General features: G+C 58.5%; 21 protein-coding genes. 8 read left to right on the top strand and 13 right to left on the bottom strand.

Features of this window, described 5'->3' with window-relative positions; all coding sequences use genetic code 11:
• Positions 1 to 187 precede the first annotated feature (187 nt).
• Together SFY93_RS14490 and SFY93_RS14485 are read left to right on the top strand one after the other, a co-directional pair.
• Entirely contained in the window at positions 188 to 1,159 is a 972-nt protein-coding gene (locus tag SFY93_RS14490) for a lysylphosphatidylglycerol synthase transmembrane domain-containing protein (protein ID WP_320447609.1), read from the top strand.
• Between the two features lie 190 nt (positions 1,160 to 1,349).
• Positions 1,350 to 2,207, top strand: a complete 858-nt coding sequence (locus SFY93_RS14485) for a glycosyltransferase family 2 protein (protein ID WP_320447608.1) — start codon at positions 1,350 to 1,352, stop codon at positions 2,205 to 2,207.
• Positions 2,208 to 2,260: 53 nt separating this feature from the next.
• Here the strand turns inward: SFY93_RS14485 and SFY93_RS14480 are convergent, their stop codons facing one another.
• The 11 genes from SFY93_RS14480 to SFY93_RS14430 all read right to left on the bottom strand — a co-directional run bounded on the left by SFY93_RS14480 (position 2,261) and on the right by SFY93_RS14430 (position 16,595).
• Positions 2,261 to 3,994, bottom strand: coding sequence for a hypothetical protein (locus SFY93_RS14480; RefSeq protein ID WP_320447607.1), 1,734 nt, complete (start codon positions 3,992 to 3,994; stop codon positions 2,261 to 2,263).
• A 204-nt stretch (positions 3,995 to 4,198) separates the two neighbouring features.
• Positions 4,199 to 4,957 carry an FkbM family methyltransferase gene (locus SFY93_RS14475; protein ID WP_320447606.1) on the bottom strand — a complete coding sequence of 253 codons (759 nt, stop codon included), beginning with the start codon at positions 4,955 to 4,957 and terminating at the stop codon, positions 4,199 to 4,201.
• Positions 4,958 to 4,981: 24 nt separating this feature from the next.
• Positions 4,982 to 5,686, bottom strand: coding sequence for a class I SAM-dependent methyltransferase (locus SFY93_RS14470; RefSeq protein ID WP_320447605.1), 705 nt, complete (start codon positions 5,684 to 5,686; stop codon positions 4,982 to 4,984).
• A gap of 162 nt (positions 5,687 to 5,848) precedes the next feature.
• Positions 5,849 to 9,127 carry a hypothetical protein gene (locus tag SFY93_RS14465; protein ID WP_320447604.1) on the bottom strand — a complete coding sequence of 1,093 codons (3,279 nt, stop codon included), beginning with the start codon at positions 9,125 to 9,127 and terminating at the stop codon, positions 5,849 to 5,851.
• Between the two features lie 66 nt (positions 9,128 to 9,193).
• Positions 9,194 to 9,847 (bottom strand): class I SAM-dependent methyltransferase, encoded by a 654-nt coding sequence (locus SFY93_RS14460; protein WP_320447603.1) that lies wholly within the window; start codon positions 9,845 to 9,847, stop codon positions 9,194 to 9,196.
• Positions 9,840 to 10,733, bottom strand: coding sequence for an NAD-dependent epimerase/dehydratase family protein (locus SFY93_RS14455; RefSeq protein ID WP_320447602.1), 894 nt, complete (start codon positions 10,731 to 10,733; stop codon positions 9,840 to 9,842). Before SFY93_RS14455 ends, SFY93_RS14460 begins: the two co-directional genes overlap by 8 nt.
• A 38-nt stretch (positions 10,734 to 10,771) precedes the next feature.
• Positions 10,772 to 12,040 (bottom strand): nucleotide sugar dehydrogenase, encoded by a 1,269-nt coding sequence (locus tag SFY93_RS14450; protein WP_320447601.1) that lies wholly within the window; start codon positions 12,038 to 12,040, stop codon positions 10,772 to 10,774.
• The gene (locus SFY93_RS14445) at positions 12,037 to 12,963 is read right to left on the bottom strand and encodes a Gfo/Idh/MocA family protein (RefSeq protein WP_320447600.1); all 927 of its coding nucleotides are present in this window, start codon (positions 12,961 to 12,963) and stop codon (positions 12,037 to 12,039) included. The genes SFY93_RS14450 and SFY93_RS14445 overlap by 4 nt, the downstream gene beginning before the upstream one ends.
• Positions 12,964 to 13,037: 74 nt before the next feature.
• The gene (locus tag SFY93_RS14440) at positions 13,038 to 14,594 is read right to left on the bottom strand and encodes a PfkB family carbohydrate kinase (protein ID WP_320447599.1); all 1,557 of its coding nucleotides are present in this window, start codon (positions 14,592 to 14,594) and stop codon (positions 13,038 to 13,040) included.
• Complete coding sequence (locus SFY93_RS14435; protein WP_320447598.1) at positions 14,587 to 15,597, bottom strand: NAD-dependent epimerase/dehydratase family protein; 1,011 nt, start codon at positions 15,595 to 15,597, stop codon at positions 14,587 to 14,589. The genes SFY93_RS14440 and SFY93_RS14435 overlap by 8 nt, the downstream gene beginning before the upstream one ends.
• Positions 15,594 to 16,595 (bottom strand): NAD-dependent epimerase/dehydratase family protein, encoded by a 1,002-nt coding sequence (locus SFY93_RS14430; protein ID WP_244499890.1) that lies wholly within the window; start codon positions 16,593 to 16,595, stop codon positions 15,594 to 15,596. The genes SFY93_RS14435 and SFY93_RS14430 overlap by 4 nt, the downstream gene beginning before the upstream one ends.
• Positions 16,596 to 16,913: 318 nt before the next feature.
• On the opposite strand from SFY93_RS14430, the gene SFY93_RS14425 reads away from it, so the two are divergent.
• From SFY93_RS14425 to SFY93_RS14410, 4 genes are all read left to right on the top strand, one after another.
• Positions 16,914 to 17,789, top strand: a complete 876-nt coding sequence (locus tag SFY93_RS14425; protein ID WP_320447597.1) for an NAD-dependent epimerase/dehydratase family protein — start codon at positions 16,914 to 16,916, stop codon at positions 17,787 to 17,789.
• A 41-nt stretch (positions 17,790 to 17,830) separates the two neighbouring features.
• Positions 17,831 to 18,667 (top strand): EamA family transporter, encoded by an 837-nt coding sequence (locus tag SFY93_RS14420; protein ID WP_320447596.1) that lies wholly within the window; start codon positions 17,831 to 17,833, stop codon positions 18,665 to 18,667.
• A gap of 156 nt (positions 18,668 to 18,823) precedes the next feature.
• A complete protein-coding gene (locus SFY93_RS14415; protein WP_320447595.1) occupies positions 18,824 to 19,681 on the top strand; it encodes an ABC transporter permease in 858 nt (285 codons plus the stop codon).
• Positions 19,682 to 19,686: 5 nt separating this feature from the next.
• A complete protein-coding gene (locus SFY93_RS14410; protein ID WP_320447594.1) occupies positions 19,687 to 20,469 on the top strand; it encodes an ABC transporter ATP-binding protein in 783 nt (260 codons plus the stop codon).
• A 20-nt stretch (positions 20,470 to 20,489) separates the two neighbouring features.
• Here the strand turns inward: SFY93_RS14410 and SFY93_RS14405 are convergent, their stop codons facing one another.
• Both SFY93_RS14405 and SFY93_RS14400 read right to left on the bottom strand, forming a co-directional pair.
• Positions 20,490 to 21,038, bottom strand: a complete 549-nt coding sequence (locus tag SFY93_RS14405) for an NUDIX hydrolase (protein ID WP_320447593.1) — start codon at positions 21,036 to 21,038, stop codon at positions 20,490 to 20,492.
• A 25-nt stretch (positions 21,039 to 21,063) separates the two neighbouring features.
• Entirely contained in the window at positions 21,064 to 21,903 is an 840-nt protein-coding gene (locus tag SFY93_RS14400; protein WP_320447592.1) for an SDR family oxidoreductase, read from the bottom strand.
• A 127-nt stretch (positions 21,904 to 22,030) separates the two neighbouring features.
• Between SFY93_RS14400 and SFY93_RS14395 the strand changes: the two genes are divergently transcribed.
• Both SFY93_RS14395 and SFY93_RS14390 read left to right on the top strand, forming a co-directional pair.
• Positions 22,031 to 22,954, top strand: coding sequence for a glycosyltransferase family 2 protein (locus SFY93_RS14395; protein ID WP_320447591.1), 924 nt, complete (start codon positions 22,031 to 22,033; stop codon positions 22,952 to 22,954).
• 112 nt (positions 22,955 to 23,066) lie between these two features.
• Positions 23,067 to 24,794 carry a hypothetical protein gene (locus SFY93_RS14390; protein WP_320447590.1) on the top strand — a complete coding sequence of 576 codons (1,728 nt, stop codon included), beginning with the start codon at positions 23,067 to 23,069 and terminating at the stop codon, positions 24,792 to 24,794.
• The last annotated feature ends 41 nt before the right edge of the window (positions 24,795 to 24,835 follow it).

Below are 24,835 nucleotides of genomic sequence, written 5' to 3'. Positions count from 1 at the left end.
CCTCAATGCTCTTTTTGGAACTATCAGCGGCGCCGAAGCATGCGGTCACATAACGGCAAATATTCCTATCTCTGAATGGAGTATTTCGATACTCGAATCCTCGAAATCGATTGCGCCGTGAAGCAATTGCTGATTGTTCCCTAGTCGTAGTGATAGCGGCCGACACACTCCCAAACCATGAGGAAAAATGAAGACGGTAGTTCTCGCGATCATCAAGCTTGGTTTGACTCTCGGCCTGTTTGCCCTCGTTCTGCGCTCGATCGACATTGCTGACGTCATCCTTCACATCAAGCGCCTGCCTGCCCTGACCGTGCTGGTGGTCGCGCTACTATTTATGGGTCAGTTGATCGTCTCAGCTATCCGGCTGTCAGCAATCACGGGCATCATCGCGCATCCCGTTCCGCTCGCGATGACGGTGAGAATCAACTGGATCGGCGCGTTCTTCTCCCAGGCACTGGTTACATTTGTCAGCGGCGACGTGGTTCGTGCCATGATTATGACCCGGCGATGCGCAATTCCGATGCGGAACAGCGCCCGCGGCGTGGCGCTCGACCGACTGATCGGCCTGCTATCGTCACTTCTGATCGTATCTCTCACCGCCCCCTGGGCGATCCAGCTGACGGGCGACGAAACGATGCGTCACAGCATTGTCGTAATGGCGATCGTCGGGATCGCGCTGATCGCGGCCTTCGCCTTCGTCGGCTATCTTGCGCGCCATCCCGCTCTCGTGCAGGTCGCGCGGGCAAAGATCAAGGAATATCGGGTGATTTACGCCATCCTCGACACCCTGTCGGTCATCCGCCATTTGTTCACCGGTTGGCGGCACATGCCGAAAATCCTGCTGACCAGCCTGATCATGCAGCTCATCAACGTCGCCATCATCTTCCATCTCATCAATGGAATGGGTGCCGAAGTCTCAATGTGGCAGTGCCTGCTCATCGTGCCGACGGTCATGCTGATATCGCTGCTGCCGTTCTCGATTGCTGGCTGGGGTCTTCGCGAAAGTGCGATGGCCACCGGTTTTTCGTTGATCCATGCACCGGCAGCCGCTGCCCTTGCCGCATCGGTCATGTTCGGCATTTTCACACTGTTGCTAGCTTTGCCCGGGGGCGTGATGTGGTGGTGGTCGGGCAGCAAGATCCCCCTGCCCGAACAATGACCGATGCACCGAAACGGGGCGCCATTCTGGACTTCTGCTGCAAAATCCGGTGGTTCCCACCCCAAATCAGCCGCCCCCATGTGTTGGCCAATTCCCGGATTGTGGCACGGTGTTGCCGAAAAGTGACTCATCGGGTGGCTAACCTGTCTATAGTTGTCCCTCTGTTTCACGAAATCTCCACGGGATGCACATGCTGGATCGCACCACGGCCTCGTCTCCGACCTCGCGACAGTCGCGACCCATCAGTGACAATGCCTCGGCCGTTGCGGGAAGCATCTCGATCGTCATTCCCGCGCTGAACGAGGAAGTTGTCCTTGAGGGCGTGGTGCGGGACATCGAGAAGCAGGTCACCGCGTTTTTCCGTGACTATGAGATTATTCTGATCAACGATGGCTCCGCCGACAAGACCGGCGAGATCATGGACCGGCTCGCGACCGAACTGCCGAATATCCGCGTGCTGCATAACCCCCGCAATATCGGACTTGGCGCAAGCTATAAGCGCGGCGTCGAAGAAGCGCGCTGCACCTATCTGATGATGCTGTGCGGCGATGGCGGCATGCCGGCTGCCAGCCTGCCTCCGATCTTCTCGGCCGTCGGCTCTGCCGATATCGTGGCGCCTTACGTCACCAATCTGCGCACGATCAAATCGCCTATGCGCTACTTCACCTCCCGGGTCTATACCAATCTGCTGAACATCCTGTTCGGCCAGAAGATCAAGTACTACAATGGTCTTCCCGTACATCGCGTCGACTTGCTGCGTCAGCTGCGCATCAACAGCACCGGCTTCGCGTTCCAGGGCGAGATCCTGACCAAGCTGCTGCGCAGCGGCTGCTCGATGACCGAAGTCGGCGTCGCCGGCGCCGAAATGACGCGCAACTCAAGTGCTCTGCGCCTCAAGGGCCTGATCAACATTGCCAAGGTACTGGCCCTGCTGGTTTGGGAAGTGCGGCGTTTCGATGGGCGCCAGATCAAGCGCGAGGCGCTTCCCCGCTCGGCAAGCGAAGAGAACGACATGCTGGAAGGCCACACGGCGACGGCGCAAGCCTGAGGCTCGCGACAACTCACTCAATCGATCGGAAAGACGATCTCGCGCATACGGCGTCATTGATCCTTGCGCTGCAGGATGACGTATCCGTTTGTCGAATTGTCGTACTCAACCACATCATACTTGCCAGCTGACGCCCGAATAATATCCGCTACGCTAGACTGCCTTGTGGCATTCGCCGGCAACGGCTGGTCGTAGATGCAGCTGACCCCCGCCTGCTGCGGCTTACGCCAGTTGGCAAGCTGACTTATCCAGTCGACCCAACGACACAACGGCACAGGGCTATCGAAATCGACGAAGCGGTCGCCAGGCTGATAGACCCAATAACGGGCGTCGGTCGGACCTTCGAGCATTTGCTCGGGTGTCCGGTAGACAGCCCTGCTTGCATCAATCCCGATATAGGAATCCGCCACCGGAATCAGCTTGTAGGTCGTTAGCGCAATCCGATCCTTGGAATGCTGGGCAAAGACTTTGCCCCAGTTATAATTCAGCACCGGTCCGTAGGTGCTGTTGTTCCAGTGCACCATCGCCATGTCGACGGCGAAGATGAGCACAACAGCCGAAGCCATCGCGATCTTCCAGACCGCCTGCGAGGCCAGAATGATCGATATGAAGAAATAGACCGCGACACCCTTTGCCAGGAGCAGCACGAAGGCAATCAGCGGAAACTCATGCTTGAAATACACATGCAACGAAAACGGGACGAATATGACGAGCCCGATCACCACCCCCAACGTCGCCGGCACGATCAAAATGCGGATGTAACGGGCCAGCGGTGATCGCCAGACGCTCGGTAGCACAACGACGGCCAGCACGCCCGCCAGCGTCAGGAGCGAAACAAGCCCCCATCTTGGAACGGTCACGGACTTGATCATGTGCTGGAACGTGAAAAATATCTGGGCTGCATTGTTCGATGGTTGGGCTGGCGGCCTCAGCACATGGCGATCGCGGTAATAGGCATCAATGACGTCCAGCGAGGGAATATCGATAAAATCGGTGGCATAGGGCACCTTGATGGCGACGCTGTAGACGAAGTCCTGCGCCCAATACGACAGGCTCATGGCCCAGATCACGTGAAGCTGCCGCAAAACGAACGGCAGCGCGAAGACAGCACCGAGCCCGAACGCCAGCACCACGGTCCTGCGCAGCGAATACGCGTTCAGATTGGCGAACCCAACCAGCAGCGCAACCGCAGCGCAAATGATCCAGAAGTCGTATCCGCAGCCGAATGCCGCAATGGTTCCAACACACAGGCCGGCGATCTCCTTCGAGGACCAGCCCAGACGCGCTACGCCGCAGCTATGATGGATGACCGCGAAGAACGCCAATAAGTGCCAGGATCGCAGCGCGTTCAACGCATAAGCCCCCAATCCCCAATAGGTCGCCGCGAATAGCACCAGCGTCACGAGTGCCAGCAGATCGTTGCCCGACATGCGGCGGACAGCGAGATACACATAAGCCAGACCGAGGCCGAAGGCCGCTAACGGCAGTAGAAACTTGTAGCTGTCAGCAACTCCCAGCGCTTCAAGCCCAACAAAGGTCAAAGTCCCAATATTGACGTTATGCGTGTAGATCGACGGCTCCTCATGGGTACCGAGGTTTTCCAGCAATCCGTAATCAATTCCGTAGTCGCGAAACTGATGTGCAGCGCGTAACGAGAGCAAGGCCTCACCGCACTCCATGTCGCAATTGAGGGGCAAGGTGGCCGGAGCCAAGGCTAAGAGCCCCAGCAGGCACAACACCACCACGACCGCTGCCGCGATCTCCGGCCGCACAAGCACCGACTTCATATGGCAGCCCCCCGGCGAATGGTTAGAACGGCCCTTCGGCGTTAAACGCCGGACGGCCACAACGTCGGAATGAAACCTTCTTACGGGGCTTCGTCTATGACCAAGCCCACTTATATGTATCGCGACCTCTGGCGGTCTTGGCCATAAGAGTCTGGCGAGAGGGCAGCAGCCTCGCCCGTATACACAATACATCGTGCGTCTGGTCTATCCTTGAACGAAGTACAGGTTCTTGTTACTCGCACCGAAAAACTCCCTAACATTTCGGAATCTTTGCAACTCGTCGCTCGTCACATCATAGACCATCGGCTTGTAACTAAGGGCGGCGAGAAATCCGAGCATCTCCTCGATTTCATCGGGCTCTACTTCAATCATCAGCGCCGGACGAGAGCGTTCAAGCGTTTGACGCAGCCCCCGGAGCACCGCGTTGCCCATACCTTCGACGTCGATCTTGACGAAGGCAGGGCTGATGTTGAGCTCGTCCAGCGGCTGAAGCACAGCGTTGTCCTCAAACATGACGCAGCGATCAGCAATCGTCTGACCGAATGCGACAATGAGTGCATGACGGACGTTGTCGCGATCACCCCCGGCGAAAGTATGCAACAGGATTCCACGATAGACCGGTGTGAACAGCCGAAGCGTATCGCGTTTCTCGCCCGCTCCCACCAAAACATAGTCGAACTTCGGCATACGCTGTTTCATGGCAAGCAGCCTCGGCTCATGCCGCGGGCTGATCTCGACAGACAAAACGGGATTGTCCGGCAGCAGCCGCCGAAACGACAGCGCCGAAATGCCGTCATTGGCACCGACGTCCAGTAGCAACCCATCTGCCGGCAAACCGAGGTGCCTGATCCCACGATAGGAAGCATCGTGAGGCAGCAGGAACGGCAGCTGGTGCACGAGGCTCCATGCCCCGCGCCAGGTCACAGGATGACGCTGCACCAGCGCGGCAATTTTCCGAAGCATTGTGATGATCCGACTGCTACAGACCTAGCGGGATTTCTTGTTGCAACACAGCGCGAACACGTAGTGTGCCATCTTGTGATAACCCACATGCAGCACTTCATCGTTCATACAGAACATATAAACGTTGTGGAAATGCCGCTGCATCGTCTCCTTGAGCGCCGGCTGGCTCTTGCAGTTGACGTGCCCTTCCTTGCTCAACTTTGATGCATAAGGTTGGCTCTCCAGCGACGGCATACCGATGATCATGGTGCCGTCGGGATCGAGCGATGCGGCCATGTTCGACAGGAACAGATCCTCGTTCTCCGGAACAATGTGCTCGAGGACGTCGAGCGCGTACATGCCATCATACTGGCCCTGCGGCGGGCCTGACAGCATGTCATGGACGAAAGCGCCTGCCAGCTCCCAGCCTGCAACGCTACGGCGCTGCGTTTCCTGGATGAAGATCGGGTCGAAGTCCGTCACGGTCAGCTTGCCGACCTCCTGCTGAACGATACGGCTCGGAAATGCGTCACCGCAGCCAACCTCCAGCACATTCTGGCAGCCGGTCAGCATCCGCGCCGCGAACTTGTAACGTGCAAAGGTGAAGGTCAGCCGCTTCGGGTCATCGTGCCAGGCTTGATTCATCATCAGGCCGAGTTCTGTGCGCCCATGATGCTCGGCAACCTCCAGCAACCGATTGTATTGCACTTCACGGGTCGAGGCATCGTCAGCACGCTCGGGAGATGACATGATTTCTTCCTTCAGATCGAACTCGGGCAACCTAACCCAACCATATATGACGATGCAGACAACCTGCTCGGATTTGTCAACAGCAGTGCACCTTGCAGACCACGACAGCGCGGATGATGTCAGCTCCGGGTATCGCCATCAGACTTCTTTTGACCAACGGCCTCAAGGTTGTATTTCCTTGATCGTCAATTGTTCCAGACCGATCCCGAGAGCACGGCTGTCTGCCGATGCACCCAGGCTTACCGGAGACGTAGGACTGGCGATCTCAAAAGACAGCTGAAGGCTCGGATGACCGGTCAGGACGGACCTGGGGATCCGAGCCGTAACGACGCGCGGGGAATTTGCTGCTGAAAAGACCCAATTTGCGATGGGCTCGCCATTGGCCAGTACACGGACACTTTGTTCTTTCCCGGCTCCCGGCAGAAAGCTGCGCACCACCGCTTCGAGCATAAAATCCGACCCCACAGCTTCACCTGACAGCGGCAGCGGTGGCAAGGTAGCACGTCGGCCGACGGTCCAGACCCCCCATGCTTCCCGCCCGCCCCACCCGGCTGTAATGCTCGACAGATTACTGTCCGTGAACGAACCGGCGGCCAGCACATTCGGACATCGCGTCAGCGCCTCTGTCGCGCTAGCACGACTGACCCAGACGTTGCCAAATTTGGGCTCGCTGACACCATCGGCGGATTCAACCCTGGCCCGAACCCGAACACCGCCGTGAAAACCTGACGGCAGTTTGAAAGGGACATCGCCGTTGGAGGTCTGAACGACTTTCATCTCCGGCACTGCCACGCTGCAACTCGCTTGCGTCCCGACAAGAAGCTCGAATGTTCTCGAGGTGATCGGCGCCTCCGGACGATGGCGCACGATAGACTGCCCCTGAATGAGCCAGCCATCGTCGCGCAACTGAACCTGGGTCTCAATCCCCTCGATCCGTGGGCGCGGTTTGCCAAGCTCCACGATCGACCAGTACCGCGCGGGCGTCGTATCTGCCGCCACCACCTTGTCGTTGAATGGCGACTCTCTCCATTTTTCTGTCTCGCTGTCGCAAAACAGAAAGCGGCCGGCAGATCGCGAAGGATCGCGCAAGGCCAGCGCCGTATCAAAAGACTGCATCTTCATGCAGGCGTAGTATTGCGGATACCGATAGTCGCTGTTGGAGCTCCAATCAGCGAACCAATGATACGATCGGTCTGTCAGACGTTGCTCCGTATCACTTTTTGGGTCGATCGACGGCTTCTGCATGGCATCGATGTAAGCCCAGTTGCGGGTGTAATAGGCCACGACCGCGGCATAGTTATTGACGGCAAAGGAAGCTCCCTTGAAGGGAGGCTGCGTCAATGTCCGGGCGAATATGAGATAGTTCGATGGAAGCAGCTTGGCATAATAAACTTGGACCTTGATCCAGAGCAGCGAAGTCGTCGCGATGGCAAATACAACACATACTGGCACCCAGATGCGGCTGGCTTTGAGGCTCCACTGAAAATCAAGTGCTGTGAAGGCTCTGGAATATCTGCAGCCGGCAACGGCGATCGCGCAGATGGCAATGGCAGGAATAAACATCAGAAAGAATATTGCGAAGGGCGCCAGTCGCTCCACATACCCGCTGAAAACGTATCCCGGCGAAAGAACGTAGATGGTCGCATAGCCTGCAAAGCTGAGTGTAAACAGTACCAACGAACGACCAATGAAGGTCTTCCACGCCCCACCAAACGACTGGCGTGCTCCCATGACCGCAAAGGCTATCCCGGCGGCGGCGGCCAATAGAATGGCTACCCTGACCAGCATTCGCATCTCCGCGTTCTGATAAACCATCAGCCAGACGTCGCTATAGTTCTGATCGAACATCCGATAGCTTCTGGCGATCAGGATAGCGATCAAGACCGACGTCATTGCTCCGCGCACGACCGGCAGCAGAGACGGAGAAGCTAAATGGCCAAGCGCGAGCCCCGCCCCCATCAGAACGAGCACAAGGATGAGATCGAAAGAACGTGAGGCCGTCAGGTCAGCGAGCCCTTGCGCCATCGGCACTTCAAAGATGATGACTGCCAGCGCTGCTACCATCATCGCAAGCAGCGAAAAGGTCGCAGACTGACCGACAACCTTGACCGCCGGAGGATACAAATGGCCGACAAACATAACTAACAGCAATGCGACCATCGCGACCAACAACACAAATCTCATGCCGGGATACGGCGAGCTTGGCACCATTCCGAACACAAGACCGACCGTCAACAATTCGTGCAGGACAAGGGCCGCACCAGCCACGAGCGTAGCGAGACCGGCGTAACGCACCAGCTGAACGTGGCGATCAGGACTGAGGCCCACGGCGCTCCCGAAGCCAAACATTGCGTCACCTTGCCCGACGCCTCCAGCAGACAAACCGGCGACACAAGGGCGTGGCCTTCTCTCGAGGAATGAGACGATGACGCCGATCAGCGGTGTACAGACGAGTATGAAGAATGCCGGCGTCCAGACCTGAAACACGCCGACGCCAATGGACCTGGCAAATGCCACCATAGAGCGAAGCACCGCGCCGTCCCTGAAATTCATCCAGAACACGATGTTGTGGTTGCGAAAGAATTCGCCGATCGACTCGATCGAGGCGCCATTTGCGGCCGCATTGCGGGCCAGGAACGTCGTGGTGAAGTCCGCCTTGACCACATCGAGACCCATTGCCAGGACGAGTTGCCCGAACAGCAATCCGATGCCAGCGACGAGGCCAGCGGCCTGCACGGCATAGAGAGCCACAATCCGTTTTGGCTTTCCCCAATGCAGCCAGAGACCCAGAAAACCTGCAATGACCGATACGTAAGCGGCGAATATCAATTCGAAGTAGAACAGCAGAAAGAACAACGTGCCAAGAAGCAGGTAAGGCCACACCTTGCGTTCCTCGGACGCGCCGACGATGGCGAACCAGGTTCCGAAGAACAGGAATCCGTACCAGACGCGATAGGTGACGACGTGCCACTGCGCATAAAGCAGATAATCGGAGAACAGCAGCACGCAGAAAACAAACGCGATCGCAGGACGCGTTATTTTCGCAATCGATGCGTAACAGAAGTACAGCGTCAGATTGCCGATGATCAGCGTCGTCACCACGACCTGCGCTTCAACCGTTCGTGCGCCAAGCGCGTAGATCAGAAAGCCGAACAGACGCGGCATGTTGCCTTGATGAGTATGGAAGAACGGATGGGATCCCTCGGTCACACCATAGGATTCGTCAGTCAATCCGAACGATTTCCAGAATGAGAAGCTGTAGAGGTTATGCGCATGCCACCAGACCGAGAACGTCTCGTTGCCATCCATAACATAGGGCACGAAAGACGATCGTATCAAAAACCAGCCGTAATATAGCTGATGCAGGCAAACCAGAATCCAGAACAACGTCCAAAAAGGAGAGAGAGTGTCGCGTCCTCGCATGGAAAAGGCGCGGAGCATGTCAGCATCCGCCTTGCTGGAGTGGGCGGTACAGAACAGTTCCGGCCGATGCTCCCATTGCACACGTCATTGAAGCACCGTCCAATAGTAATCTCCGGTGTAACCGCAGGATGCGAATAGCGCTTCCCAAGCCTCCGGCATGTAATAGCTCTTGGCCGTCAGCATCCAGTCTTCGAACAACTGCCGTTCCGCGGCGCTGCGGTAAGCATCGACCTGGATGAATCCCTGCCCCTTCGACACCCGCTGCAGCTCGCGGATGGCTATGGCACAGTGCTTGGGATCAAGGTTATGGATGGTGTTAATGCAGATCACCGCATCAAAGCTCCGATCGGAAAAAGGCAGCGCATCGCAGGAACCCCGCACGGTTCGCCCCGCGACATCCGCATGTGCGTGCGTCAGTGCATATTCCGATATATCCAGGCCATAGACCTCGAGGCCGGGACAAACATCGGTGAGATCCTTGACCAAAAATCCCTTGGCGCAGCCGACATCGAGCACGCGGTCGCCAGGCTTTAGACCGAAATGTGCGACGAAAGTCTGCGCGATCGACACCCAGCGCCCATCGTAGCGATAGCCGCCATAACCCTGCTCGCGTGGCCCGTCGAAATACTCGAAGCCGAATTTTAGCGCCAGGTCACGATTGGCTTCCTTGCCCTGAACACGCTGCGCGATGTCACGCACCGCCTTGGGATAGGTCTTGAGCAGATTGACCTCAGCCATCGCTCCTGCCCTCGCCGCGCCGATGCACCTCTGCCACGACAGCGTCCAGCGACTGGAAGTGGAAGTTCGGAAACGCCTGATGCAGCGCTGTGACGTCGAAGTGCCGATGCGTCACCGCACCACCGCCGCCCGAAAAACTGACTTCGGCGGGTGGAGCGAATGTCGCGGCGACAAGACGAGCAACCTCGGCAAATGCATAGGACCGACCGGAGACCGCATTTAGCAGGCCCGCGGACCGGTGCACCAGCACGAGCCGGATCAGTTCAGCCACATCATCGGCGAAGACGTGGTCGCGGGTTTCTTTGCCTTCGCCGCCGAGTGTGATCTTGCCGTCCTTGGCTGCCTGCCGCCGAAACCGGTTCGGCCCATAGGAATTGTGCGTATCGTCGGCAGCGCAAACCAGCGTGCATCGCAGGATCGTCAACGCATCGGCTGGCACCGCGCTCATCATGATGACCTCGCGGGCCTTGTGCATGACACCGTAGAGATCGAGTGGATCGGCCGGCGTCGTCTCATCAACCGTCCCGTTGCCAAAAGGATAGACGGCATCCGAACTCATATAGATGACCTGCCGACATTTGACGCTGGATACGGCACTGGCGACCGCCTCGGCCATCCGCAGGTTTTTCATCAAGGTAGCAACGTCACGCCCCTTGTCTGGTGTCAGCGCCGACAGGAACACCACGGCATCGTCAGCCTTGAACAGGCGCTGCAATTTATCGGAAGCGTCCGCAGCCTGCAGGTCGATATCCGCTGATCCGACACCGAGCGTCATGATCCCGTCCGCCTTGAGACACTCCAAGAGCGACTTGCCTAACACGCCGCCAGCGCCCAACACGACAACCCGTGCGGGTTTTTCGGGGTGAGCATTTTGATGGGCCAGCATCTCGTTGTCTCCAGATCGGCTTCGAACAAGCGGCGCGGTCAGGAGACCCCGAGCTTGTGAATTTCAAGTCCGGCAGCCATCGCGGCGCGGCGATCGAGCATGCCATATGGATCAATCACGACCTTGCCACGGAGGCTTTTGGCAAGACTGCCGATGTCGATCGTGCGAAATTCGGGCCAGGGCGTCATGATGAGCACCACGTCGGCGCCAGCGCAGGCCGCAATCGGATCGGCGCTGGCGGTCAGCGCCGGGTGCCATTGTGCGCGGGGCGCCACGACGGGATCGTAGGCCTGGATGCTGAACGGCTGCAGCGCCTCGATCAGGGCGACGGCCGGCGAGTTCTTCACCGAATCTGTATTCTCTTTATAGGCAAGCCCCAGCACGGCAATCACCGGATCCGTGGCATGGCCCAGCACGGCGGTATGGAGCGTGCGAAGCGCCCAGTTGCGACGATAGCCGCTGTTGTGCTGCCAGGCGCGCACGACGCCGGTCGATGTGCCCAGCGCATCGCCGAAATTATTGAACGTCGCCAGATCGCGTTCGAGATTGCCCCCTGAAATACCCATTCCAGGGCTGATATAGGCATAGGCACCGATGCGCCGGTCGAGTCTGAGCGCGGGAACGATCTCGCCGTAGTCGGCCCCGATATTCTCGCACAGCTCGGCGATGGTGTTGGCGCAGCTGACCTGCGCCACCAGCACCATATTGATCGAGATCTTGCATAGTTCCGCGCTCTCGTAGCGCATCGGAAGAATCGGACACTCGAACGCAGCAAGGTAGGTCGCCAGCGACGGCGGCAACGGCACCGCCGGATCCGCGCAGCCAACGATGAAGCGTTCGGGATACATGGCACGCTCGATAGCGCGCCCGAAGATCAACGTCTCGACCTGATAGTACCGTGTCGCCAATGACCGGCGCAGACCGCGGGTGAAGCCCGGCGGCACCTGACTGAGGATGACCAGGATCGCGGCCGGCGCCATCGCCTCATCGACGAGATCGATCAGTCCGCGGATCGGACCGAGGTCGCTGGTGCCCTTGTCGTCAGTCGGCACGTCAGGCGCGACATAGATCACATCGCAAGCGTTGAGCATGCCCGGATCGCTCGTGAACGTCAGTTGCGCGCGTCGGCGTGCAAACATGTCCGGGAGATCCGGTTCGACCACGGGAAGCTCGCCGGCATTCAGCGCACCGATACGCATAGCATCGGGATCGAAGCAGATGACGTCAAAGCCGCGCTCTGCCGATGCTACGGCGGAATTCAAGCCGAGATGCGTCATCCCGACAAAGCCAATCACGGGTTTGGTCATTGTCCCTCGCCCGACAGAGCTGCTGCCCCGAGTGAGTTCAACGTTCGGCTGATCCACATGTCCGTCTCGAGCGTGGAACCGCCGTTCGAACACAACGACTTAAAATGATCATACTCCAGCGCCCAGGTCGGATCGGCCTGCACCAGCGTCACCGCTTCCTCATCGGGGCGCCCTGACGGCAGCACGCGACCACGCTGGATGAACGTGCTCGGTCCCCACTTGCAAAGCGAAGTGATGTGAGCGCTCCCCTTCTCGGCGTGGATATCGGCATAGAAGTGATTGCGCCAGCTAAGCAACGACGTTTCGAGCTGCAGCAGAGGCTTGCCCGCGGCGCCAAACGTAACGTGATCGAATGATAGATTTTCGAAACGCGACGCAGAGATCACCTTGAAAGATTGCGCAATCGGCCCGAGCCAGAAAGCCAACGTGTCGAGCAGATGCGATCCCAGATCGAACAGCACCCCGGTGCCGGTATCGCGCCATGGCGATGCTCTGACCTGTGCCGCAGTTCCATTGCCGTAATACATCCGGACCGTATAGATTTCGCCCAGCTTACCGGATTGAATGAGATCGCGCATACGCATGAAATGCGGCTCGAACCGATGATTGTAGGCGGTGTAGCAGACCGTGCCCGTTTTCGCCGCCAGAGCTGCCAGCGCCGTCAGATCTTCGTCATGCTCGGACAGCAGCGGCTTTTCGACCAGCGCATGCTTGCCATTCCCGAGCAAATAGGTGAGCAGCTCGACCTTCGGGGCATCCGGCACGCACAAGAGAGCTGCGTCATACGAACTGAGCGGAACGTCCTCAATCCGGCGATAGCCAGCCTCGGATAACACGGGATCAACGGTTGCGACGACCTCCGGTCCTGCGATCGCGGTCCGCTTCCGACCCTGAACGCCCAAACCGACAACGACGACGCGCATACCCGTTCACCCCATGAGACCCGCAGGGGCGAATTTCGCTCTGCGGAATTTACCCTCGATTGATCGCGAGCGACCTAGCTCAGAACCGCGACACGTTCGATCGCATCGATCTTCTTGCGCATCGCATCCAGCGTCACCGGGATATTGCCGTCATGCTCGCATTCGATACCCGCGGCGATCGAGCCGAGGATCGAGGCAATGATGTCGTTGCCCGTCAGCTTAAGTGCCAATGACGAATAGGCGAGCAGCGCGTCGCCGGCGCCCACCGCATCCACCACGCGATCGACAAAACTGTCGATCACGGCGAAGGTCCGCGGATCTTCCGGCGGCCGCGTGCGGTAAGTCAGGATGCCGCGATCACCCAGCTTGAGGATCAGCGTCTTGCAGTTGGCCTGGCCGAACAGACTGGTCGCCAGCGGACGGACATGAGAATCCTGATCGCCAAGCGCAAAGCGCGCTTCGCGCTCGTTCGGCGTGAGAAGGTCGAAGCCCTGGAACTCCAGAATATTGCCCCAGCGGCTGGCAACCTGACTATCCGCCACCTTGAATACGCCCTGCGGAATCGCGCCCGTCAGGATCGGAACCGTGGAGCGATTGAAGACGCCATGCCGGAAGTCGCTGAACACCAGAACGTCAGTCTCGATTTCGGCAATCTGGCTGCAGAACTTCGCGCAGATCTTGTCCGAAATGGTGCGGTTGTCGAGGGTATCGACCTTCAGCATGCGATAACCTTCGGTGATGATCGCATTCTTGTTGGTCGTGGGGCGGGTCGAGTCAGGGATATCCTTCATGACGACACCGGCCGCACGCAAATCCTCGCGCACGAAGGCTGCGTCAGCGTCATCCCCGAGAACGGTCGAGAATGTCACTTCAGCGCCTGCCGCCTTGAGATGCTTGGCAACGATGCCCGCACCGCCCACATAGCTATCCTTGCGCTCGAAGCGAACGCTGATCGTCGGGGTCTTCGACTGACCGCCAATCATGGCGCAATAGGTATAGCTGTCGACGATGGTGTCGCCGACGACGTGGGCGCGCATGCCCTTGAACTTGTCGAGAATGGAGCGAAGGTCATTGAACGTGACCCCTCCCTCCTCCATCATCAGCATGTTGAGCTTCTCGAGCGAAATGTCTGGCGGCTGCATCTCGATCAAGGCCGACGATGAATAGACGACGTCACCGGGCGTGAAGATCACTTCACCGCCGTAGCCGTCGAGGATGTTGATTTCATCCTGCGTCTTCGGGTGGATCTCGTTGTCTTTGCCGTACTCGTAACCCTTGGCGAAATAATCGGGTTGAATTGCGGAGATATTGTCGAGTGGCGTCGAATTGCGATCGATGATGACGTAATCGACCATTTCCAGCGCGGCCAGATTGAGCGCACGAATGTCTTCCGGAATGTAAGGCCGCATATTGGCCTTCATGATGTGGCGATCCGCGGTCAGGCTTGCGACCAGCACGTCACCCTTGCTCTTGGCATAGATCAGATGTCGGATGTGACCAGGGTGCACGACGTCGAACACGCCGTGGCACATGATGACCTTCTTGGCCCGCGGACGCGGCCCGACCAGCCCGACTATTTCGTCAAGGGTCTTGACCTTGTGGCTGAGTAACTTGCGGCTTGCCTCATCCATTGCCGTCAGCCTTTGTCATATACTGGAACCAGACCTTGCTTGCCTGCGCGATTGACTGCGGGTCCCACAACGGGGCTTCACGCCAGTAATCGATCTGTTCGAGAATCGTGCCCACACCCTCTTCGAAGCTGACGCGGGGGCGCCAGTCCAGATCACGCGTAATAGCGGTGATATCCGCATAGGTCACGTCGGGTTCGCCTGGTCGCTTTGGAATGTAGACGACCTCGCCACCCAGCAGAGAGACAAGTTTGTTGACCGGCTGCGGATTGCCGGCGCCGAGATTCCAGATACGGCCCGTCAGATTGGTTTCACAGGCTGCGACGAAAGCTGCGGCCACATCAGTCACGTAAAGGAAGTCGCGCGACTGGGTGCCGTCGCCGACAACGGTGAACGGCTTGCCTGCGATCTTCTGTCGCAAGAACACACCGAACACGGCACCATAGGCGCCCGAGGTCCGCGACCGCGTGCCATAGGCATTAAAGATACGGACGGAATTGACCGGAAGGCCGTACACGTCGTGCCAGTGAAGCGCGGCCTGTTCGCCGTGATACTTGCTTAGCGCATAGGGGTATTTCGGACGGATCGGATGATCCTCCCGCGTCGGCGTATCGGCAAGACCGTAGCAGGATGACGAAGCGGCATACACGAACTTGGAAACGCCTGCCTCGCGGGCACATTCAAGAACCTGCACGGTGCCCTGCGCATTGACGGACATGTATTCGAGCGGCTGCTCGATCGACGGCACGATGTCACCGATGCCGGCGAAGTGAAACACCCGATGAGCCCCCTTGAAGATCGAGGCTCCCGTCTCAAGTGCACGAATGTCGGACTTCAGAAAATGCAGTTTCGAATTACCGGCGTGGTGCGCGAGATTGATTTCGCGACCGCCGACCAGATTATCGATCACCCGAACTTCATAGCCACGATCGAGCAACAGATCGACAACATGGCTTCCGATGAAGCCGGCGCCGCCGGTGACGACGGCAACCTGTTCGTCGCTCATGCCACTTCGACCGTCTTCATGTTCTGCACATTGAAATACAGCGGATCGTCGAAACTGTTGGGCAGGTCGCCGCGCGCAAAGGCCTTGCATAGATCGCGCACAGCATCTTCCACCGTATGCCTCGGGCGATAACCCAGAACCCGGAAGATTTTGTCCGAGTTGATGTGATAGGACCGATTGTCGTTGGTCTCGGTGCGAACGATTTCGATCGGCGGCTTGTTAGGGAACTGCTCCTGGACGACATTCCGCACGATCTCTGCAATCTCCATGACCTTCAGGTTCTGGTAACCGATATTGAAGGTCTCTCCGTCAATCTTCTCCGCGGGCGCTTCGATCATCAGTTTGTAGGCCTCGACCATGTCCTGGATATGCAGATTCGGACGACGCTGGTCGCCACCGAACACAGTGATCTTGCCACGATTGACGGCATGGTTGGTCAGGATGTTCACAGTGAGATCGAGGCGCGTACGCGTGCTGTAACCGCAAACCGTCGCCGGCCGAATTGTGACGCAGGTGAAGCCCGGGCCGCGATGTTTCCAGAGCAGCGGCTCGCAGAGCCCCTTGAACTTGTTGTACAGCGTCAACGGAACCAGCGGATGATCTTCCGTCACGTCTGGCGCATCACTGACACCATAAACGGAGCTCGACGAGCAATAGACAAAGCGGGACACGCCGGCCTTCTTGGCGGCGATCACCATCGGCTCGAAACAATCGTAGTTGATCGATTCGGACAGGCCCGAATCGAGCTCGAAGCTAGGATCGTTAGAAATGCAGGCGAGATGAAGGACCGTATCGACGCCCTCGAAGTGCTTGGCGAGCTTCGCGGTATCCCGGATGTCGCCTTCGACCAGCGTGAGGCTCGGGTTGTCCTTCGGCATCTTGCTGTTGCCGTACCACATCATGTCGTAAACGACGACAGAGTAACCAGCATCAAGCAATTGAGGCGTCAGCATATGGCCGACATAACCCGCACCGCCTGTGATCAGAATCTTTTTCATCGCCATCCCCCTAAGCACTTAAGCTCTGAACTCTCAACGACTGATTGAGCTGACCGCCAGTTTCGGTAGATCACCATCCACGAACCGCGAGCACGTTCCTTGGGGGTTCTCAGGACTCTTGTCAAGATTGCGGCAGTTTTCGCAACTAAATAATGCCGACGCATCAGTCCGCTCAAAACGGTTTCGGAACGCTGCTGCCTCAAGTCGCACATTGACCGAAAACGTGGCATGGATTGCCCCTGCTTTCAACCGGAACGCGGATTGGAACATCGTCCTCATCCGCCCTCATCCGGGACAAAAAAGTGCCATGGAGCCAGTATGATCAGCCATCTCAATTCGACGCCACAGCCACCAAAGCGAGCCGTCATCATTGGCTCCGCGGGATTCATTGGCAGCGCCATCGTGAAGCGCCTTCAAGGAGATAACATTCCCACATTGTCCCTAAGCCGCGCGGAGCTCGACCTTCTCTCATCTGAAGCATCAAATATCCTCGCCGGCCTGCTGAAGCCAACTGACGCCGTTGTTGCCGTCGCCGCCATCGCACCGGTCAAGAGCGCCCGTATGCTATCCGATAACATGCGGCTGGTCGCCAACGTCGTTGAGGCGCTCGGCAAGGCGAAAGTTGCACATGTGATCAACATCAGTTCCGACGCTGTTTACGCAGACGGGCCACTGCCGCTCACCGAACAGTCGCCGATGACGCCCGGCAGCCTGCACGGCGCGATGCATCTTGCCCGCGAACTGGCGTTCGGCGCCGAAGCGAACGTGCCGCTTATCCATCTACGTCCGACGTTGATCTATGGATCTTCGGATCCGCATAACGGCTACGGCCCCAATCGCTTTCGTCGACTGGCCGACGCCGGGGAGGATATCGTCCTGTTCGGTGAGGGTGAGGAACGTCGCGATCATGTCCATGTCGATGACGTCGCCGAACTGATCTTCCAGACCCTCCTTCACAAGAGCGTCGGCGCACTCAACCTAGTCACGGGACAAGTCCACTCGTTTGCGGACATCGCCAAGGCGGTGGTCGCAATATCTGGCAAACAAATCCCGATCAGGATATCTCCGCGCATTGGCGCCATGCCGCATAATGGCTATCGACCCTTCGACAACACAGCGTGCAAATCGGCATATCCGCAGTTCAGCTTTACGCCGTTGCAGGATGGCCTGAGACGCGCGGCGCTCCGGCTGTGATCCCGCGCTGCGCGACAACGTCCGATTGAGGCGGTGCCGCATTGGACATTCTGACCATCGGCCTAATGCTTGCCGCCGGCCTGCTCCACGCCAGCTGGCACAGCCTCGTGAAATCCGGGCAGAACCAGATTACGGTGCTGGCCGGCATGGGCGCTGTTGCGGGACTATGCGCCTGCGCCGCGCTGCCACTGGTGCCGACGCCTCCTCCCGCAGTGTGGCCGGTATTGTTGCTCTCTGTGACACTACATATCGGCTACAAGCTCTGCCTCGCGGGCGCCTATATGCGGGGCGATTTCGGACAGGCATTTCCCCTTGCGCGCGGAATGGTGCCGTTGTTTGCGACGCTGATCGCATTCGTCAGTCTCGGCCAGATGCCATCCATCACCCAATGTGTTGGCATCGCTCTTGTCTCATCGGGCCTGCTGCTACTCGCCTTCGACAAGCTGAACGGACTGGCGCCCTGGCCACTGTTGACGACGGCCACGGCAGCCGGCGCAGCGGTTGCCGCCTACTCGACGGTGGATGCCTATGGCACACGGCTATTCGGCGATTGGCTTGGTTTCACCGCATGGCTGATCGCTCTCGACAGTCTCACATTTTTCCTGGTGAGTTGGACGCTGCGTGGCGGCAATCTTTGGGTGGAACTACACGCTACGCGCTGGCGCATACTCGTTTCCGGGCTGTTGGGCCTGCTTTCCTTCTGCGTGTTTCTCTGGGCCCTCAGTCGCAATGCTGTCGGTGCAGTTACGACCGTTCGCGAAACCAGCGTCTTGTTTGCCATGGCAATAGGTGTCGTGCTGCATCACGAAGCACTGTCCTGGCGCCGGATCTGCGGAGCGGTTCTGATTTTCGCCGCGATCGTCGTGATTGCGATATGAACGCGGAAAAAGCCACTTTGAGGGCCCGCGGTCACCCCTGTGTCAAGCCGTCAAAGTGCCATCAAGTCTACGTCCAACAGCCGTTTCTTTCGCCTGACAGATGGGCTAGTTAGAGGCCGCCGTAGACACATCACAGACGGCCGGATTGATCTTTAAATGACAACGATTCTAAACCACCAACCTGGGAAGGGCACGCATTCCCAATTCGTGACACGTGGCGGTAGTGGCTTCGCCGTCCGCGCCGCACTGGCCGACTTTGGTACCGGCGTTTCGCTGTGGCCGCTGTGGATACGCCTCGGCTGGAATGATATCCTGCAGCGTTACCGCCGCTCGATGCTGGGGCCCTTCTGGCTGACGGCAAGCATGGCGATCATGGTGATAGCGCTCGGCGTCCTCTACGCTGAACTTTTCAACACTCCGATCCACGATTTCCTGCCCTATTTGTGCGTGGGACTTCTGGTCTGGAATCTGATCTCCAGCTTCCTGATCGAGGGCGGCACCCTTTTTACCGGCGCAGAGTCCTACATCAAGCAGATCAGGCTGCCTTACTCAGTCTACGTCTTCCGCTCGAGCTGGAGCAAGCTGGCGATCTTCGCGCATAACTTTGTCATCTATTTCGGCGTGCTGATCTATTTCCAGATATGGCCCGGCGCGGTCGCCTTGCTGGCCATTCCCGGACTGCTTCTGGTACTGATCAATGGCGCTGCCACGACGCTCCTGATCGGCATGATCTCCGCGCGTTTTCGCGACGTTCCGCAGCTCATCAGCTCGCTGGTGCAAATCGTTTTCTTTATCACGCCGATCATGTGGAAGCCCGAACTGCTGCGTACACGAACCTATATCGCGGAATTCAACCCCTTCTATCATCTGGTCGAAGTGGTCCGCGGACCGCTGCTTGGTAGCGTGCCGTCCAGCCAGACCTATCTCGCGGTCTTGCTGTTGACCCTGATCAACCTGATCGTCGTCGGGACGTTTTTTGCACGCTTCCGTTCGCGCATTTCCTACTGGGTCTGAGATCGATGACAATCGGCACCGTCAACGCGGTCGAACACAGCGAGCTCTCGCTCAAGAACGTGAGCGTTTCCTTTCCGATCTATCACGGCGGCTCGCGCTCGCTGAAGAAGAGCCTTCTGTTCCGCAGCTCCGGCGGACAGCTGGCGAGCGACGCCAGCCAGCGGATCACGGTCGAAGCACTGCGCAACGTCTCGCTGGGATTTCGCACCGGCGATCGCGTGGCCCTGATCGGCAACAACGGCGCCGGAAAGACCACTCTGCTGCGGGTAATGGCCGGTATCTACGAGCCGGTCTCCGGCGAAGTGAGAAGCCGCGGCCGGATCTCGCCGATGTTCGACATCAGCCTGGGCATCGACGGCGATATCTCCGGCTATGACAATATTCGCCTGCGCGGATTGATCCTGGGCCTGTCGGCGAATGAAATCGAAGAGCGCATGGAGGATATCACTGCGTTCACCGAACTCGGTGACTACCTCGACATCCCCGTTCGCACCTATTCCTCTGGCATGATGACGCGCCTGACCTTCGCGGTCGCCACCTGCTTCGAGCCGGAAATCCTGCTGATGGATGAGTGGATTGTCGCGGGTGACGCAGGCTTTCTCGTTAAGGCGCAACACCGTATCGAAAATTTCGTGGAGAAGGCGGGTATCCTCGTACTCGCATCCCATAGCACCGAAATCTGCAAGCGCTGGTGCAATAAGGCGGTGTGGATGGAGCGTGGCGAAGTGAAGCTGACGGGCGACATCGACATGGTGCTCGACAGCTATAACGCCGTCGCAGCAGCCTGAGGCGCGGCACGATTGCTTCGTCAGATCAGGTCCAGTGCCTGGCAGACGGCGCCGACGTGAAGCAGGTGGCTGAATTCGCCGCGATTGATCGCCACTTTCAAGTCCTGCAACGTCAGGAAAGCGCAGCGGATGTCTTCCTGGTCATCGAGCTGCGTCGCTGCAATCGACACAGCCCGACAGGCGAAGATGTGGACGCTGTTGGCGTGGGTCGCCGGATTTGTGGCATAGCTGCCGCAGGCACGCCACTGATCGGCGGTAATACCGGTCTCTTCGCGAAGTTCACGCTTGGCCGCAGCAAGCGGATCCTCGCCCGCTTCGATGACGCCGCCGGGGAGCTCCATCACCGTCCTCGCTACGGCGTGACGATACTGCGAAACCACGCAGATGCGATCGTCCCGATCGAGGCAGACGATATGCGCCCAGTCCGGATAGTGCAGAACATAATAAGGCGCAATATTGATGCCCGCCGCCGTCGTGCAATCTTCGGCACGAAGGTCGATCCAGCGATCCTTGATCACCGTCGCCGAACTGTTCACGATCCATGTTGCCATCGGGACTGACTTCGTCATGAGCTGCTCAGGTCTGTTCGGGACGCTATTTAAAGACAGGGTGAAACGGCCTCGGATTCCAGTTGAAGTCCTCGATCGCCGCGGTCGGATCGAAAGTCATGTCCTTTGACATGCGACTGCCCATGGCCACGTTGGCATTTGCCACAAACGGCTTCGCCATCGCAAACGCAGCACGCCACAGCACCGGCGGAACCGGGAGTATACGGCGTGGCTTGTGCAAGCCATCGAAGATGCGGCCGATCATCTCGCGATAGCTGACGGTGTCGGTGCCGGGCAGCGCGTAGATCTTGTTGGCAGCTGCGGGACTATGCGCGGCGGCGATGGCACCAATGGCAAGATCCTCCGCATGCACCGGCTGGCGCAGGCCGGAACCGGCGCCGGCCAGCGGCATGAAGCCGGCTTTCTGGATCAGCCGCGCCAGCCGCGTGATATTGGCATCGCGTCCCTCGGCATAGATGATCGTCGGCCGTAGCACCGTCCATTCGACGCCGAGCTTTTCGCAAGTGGCTATCAGCCGCGCTTCAGCCTCGGCCCAGTGACGGACATGCTCGCGCTCCTCGGCAATCTCCGAGTCCTGCTTCGTCACGAGGCTCGTGGATGTGAAGGCCACGACCCGCTTCAGATCCGGCAGTGCGAAATGCGGCAATGCGTCGGCAAGCAGGCCCGCATGGGCCGTGCAATACAGCGTCGCGACGCCAAGCAAATTCAGCGACGTGGGTGCAGCGAGATCCGCCACGAGCCAATCGACACCATCCGACTGGCGCTGCGTACGCGACAGCGCAAGTGGTCGCTCACCGGCGGCCGCGAGGCAATCGACGATATAGTGGCCGACGATACCGCTCGCCCCCAAGACGATGCTTCTCATCCCATAGTCCCACAGTCTGGCATTCCGATCGCGAAGTCGGTAACAGTAGCCGCGCGAAACGAAAAGGGGCCAGCCCCGTTTCGATGGCAATGACCGGGAAATTTGTAAATCGGCCCGAAAGGGGTCCATGGGGTCCAGTGACGTGACGACCGATGCACGCCCTTTGTGGCGTCGATTGCTGCCGCGGCCGCCGCTCTGGGCATTCGACCAGTATCCGCCGCGCCCCGTGACACCGAACCGTGCGCAGCCGTCCATGCCGCCGCATGATCCGCTGCCACGCATTGCCATCGTGACACCGAGCTTCAATCATCGCCAATATCTGCAGGCCACGATCGACAGCGTGCTCGGCCAGAACTATCCGGCGCTCGCCTATCACGTGCAGGATGGTGGCTCGCAGGATGGCACCACCGACCTGCTCGCGAGCTATGACGACCGGCTGAGCTGGCGCAGCCTGCGCGACAGCGGACAGGGCCATGCCATCAATGCCGGCTTTGCGTTTCTCGGCGCCGGGTGCGATGTCATGGCCTATCTCAACAGCGACGACACGCTGATGCCGGGCACGCTGGCCTATGTCGCGTACATCTTCCAGACCCGCCCCGAGATCGACATCGTCTATGGCCACCGCATCATCATCGATGGCGAGGGCCTGGAGACCGCACGCGCAGTGCTGCCGCCCCATGACGCCAAGGCCCTCACCTATCTCGGCTACATCCCCCAGGAGACAATGTTCTGGCGGCGGCGCGTCTGGGACAAGATCGGCCCTATCGACGAGAGCTTTCGTTTCGCGATGGACTGGGACTTCATGCTGCGCGCGCAGAATGCCGGCTTTCGATATCTCAGGCTGCCGCGTTTTCTCGGCTGCTTCCGCGTCCATGCCGAACAGAAGACTTCCGCGATGATGAATGTCGGATTCGCGGAGATGCAGCGTATCCGGAAGCGCCAGCACGGCCGCGAATTGACACGAGCAGAAATCAATCTGCCCGTCCTGCCATTCGTGACGCGCCAGTTTATGTATCACTGGCTCTACCGCTTAAACATCCTGAAATATTGAGCCGACATGCACGGCGACAGGGTGACGCGCCGTTATAGCCAGACATTGTTGGCCCCGGCGCATGAGGTCGCTATAGTGCGCTCCTTATCACACCAGCCACGGCGGATTGTATTTGAACGATTGTCCTGAATCCGCTCGAATCCCCGCGCGACATTTCCATGCCATTCTCCTGATCGCACTGTTTGTCCTCGAGGCAGCGATCTTCTATGTCCATATTGCGCGCAGCGTCGCGCCGTTTTATCCGCCGACCTATGATCAGCTGTCCTACTATCTGTCGACCTACGATCTGATCCACGCTGCGCATGTCCGGGGCATGCAGGCATTCATTGAGGAACTATTCCAGCCTCTTAGCGCAACGGGATCGACCTTTGTCTTGCAAGGGGGCCTGCTGTCGTTGCTCGGCGGAGCCAATCGGACGACGATACTCAGCATCAATCTCATATATCTGATTGCGCTTCAGGCGGTGCTGTTCGGCGTCATCCGGTCCGTGAGCAGTGCGGCCTTTGCCTGGACAGGAATGGCACTCCTGCTTTGCACGACGACTATCTTCAACGCTGCGGGCGGTATCTACGATTACCGCATCGATTTCTCGGCGCTCTGCCTCTACGGCATCTGGTGTTGCCTGGTTGTTTGGTCCCGCGCGTTTCAGAATACTGGCAAGGTCGTTCTGGTGGCGCTGGCCGGCATCCTGCTGGTTTACAGCCGCTTCTTCACCATCATCTATATCGCCGGCGTTCTCGGCGCGCTGCTGCTCATCAACATCGTTGCCATCTGGCGGTCCCTGGCGCTCGATCGGAAAGAGCTCGCCAAACAACGCGCACGCAACATCGTACTGTGCGGCGTGATCGTCGCCGCCGCTTGCCTGCCCCGGCTGTATCTCTCGCGAGACGCGATCTACGGCTACTACATGATCGGCCACGTGCTCGGAGAGGAGAAGTTCATTCGTGCAAACGAGCTCGGCATCGGCAGTCTCGCGGAGCACCTCCTCTACTACCCAAAGTCCATCTTGAAGGCTCATATTGGTCCTCTGACATGGATACTGGCACTTGCACTTGCGTGGTGGTCATTCGCGCGTGATCGTGTGACCATTCGTGAAGTGCTCGGACGACTACCGACCTTCGGACAGGAATTTGTGGCGCTCGGCCTCGCAGTGCTGATCCCCCTCGCCATTTTGACCGTCAATATCTCCAAGTCGCCGGTCGTCGGCGGCATCGCAACTGTTCCTGTCATCCTCATGATGGTTCTATTCGGCGCAACGATCTGGCCGCGCGGCGTAACGATCCGGCTGCCGTCGCTGGGGATGTTCAACGTTGCCATACTCGCGATGACGGTAGGGCTTTTTGCCTTCGGCATCCGGGGATTATCGACGAAAAATCTAGCCTCACGTGCGGATCTCGATCGCATTGCGCTCATGGCCACTACAATCGCGCGCTATGCTGCCGACAATCATCTTGATCACATCTCGATGTCGGTTGATCGTGTCGTCGACTATCAGAACGCCTCGGTTCCCAAGCTCTACAGCATCGAGCAGCTTCACAGAAATCTGGAGGTCAGCGGTCTGTTGGGCCACGGCGCCTACGGTATTTTCGCCACTTCGCGTGACGATGCACGCCGACTGCTGGCAGAAAGTGATGTCATAGTGCTAACCGATCCATACATCGACCGTTCACACCCCTACCCCATAAACACCAAAATCAAGGAGTATTGGGGTGAGCTCGCGCAATGGACCAACGAGCATTGCAGCTTGATTTACTCCACGGAAATTCTCGGAATCCCCTACCGTGTCTATGTTCGACCGCGGGCTCAGACGCCGGCGAAACAGGGATCCATCGCAAACTGAGACCACAACGCTTGTAGCGCAGGACGGCACTTTGGCTGGAT

The organism is Tardiphaga sp. 42S5, from assembly GCF_034044155.1.
Taxonomy (GTDB): Bacteria; Pseudomonadota; Alphaproteobacteria; order Rhizobiales; family Xanthobacteraceae; genus Tardiphaga; species Tardiphaga robiniae.
The sequence above is the reverse complement of the archived record's forward strand: the minus strand, read 5'-3'. Positions and strand labels throughout refer to the sequence as shown.